This window comes from Paenibacillus sp. IHBB 3054 (genome assembly GCF_051594305.1).
Lineage (GTDB): Bacteria > Bacillota > Bacilli > Paenibacillales > Paenibacillaceae > Paenibacillus_AQ.
Map to the genome: position 1 here is coordinate 1 of NZ_JBOFBG010000159.1, position 484 is coordinate 484.

Consider the following 484-nt stretch of genomic DNA (forward strand, 5'->3'; position numbering starts at 1 on the left):
GTCGGCATCGGCGATTCGTTCTTCGAGCGCGGCGGTCACTCGCTGAAAGCGATGACACTGGTGTCGCGCATTCATCAGCAGCTGGCGGTGGAGCTGCCGCTGCGGGAGCTGTTCGCGCGTCCGACGGTGAAGGCGTTGGCGGTCTATGTGCGCAGCACGGAGGAAAGCGGCTACGGCCGAATCGAGCCGGCAGCGGCGCAGGCATCGTACCCGCTGTCTTCGGCGCAGCGGCGGCTATACGTGCTGCATGAGGTGGAGCCGGAGAGCACGCGGTACAACATGCCGGGGGTCATGGAGCTAACAGGGCAGGTGGATGCGGATCGGCTGGAGGAAGCGATTCGCTCGGTCATCGCCCGACACGAATCGCTACGCACGTCGTTTATGTGGATCGACGGAGAACCGAGACAACAGGTGCACGAAGATGTGCCGTTGGAATGGGGATGCCGGGATGCAGATGAAGGGCAGGCCCGGGAACTCACCCGGA

1 protein-coding gene is annotated in these 484 nt (G+C 64.0%); it reads left to right on the forward strand.

The window, feature by feature from the left end; translation table 11 throughout:
• Positions 1-484 (forward strand): condensation domain-containing protein (locus ACQ76X_RS36240; protein ID WP_438498709.1); only part of this gene is annotated, 484 nt, incomplete at both ends.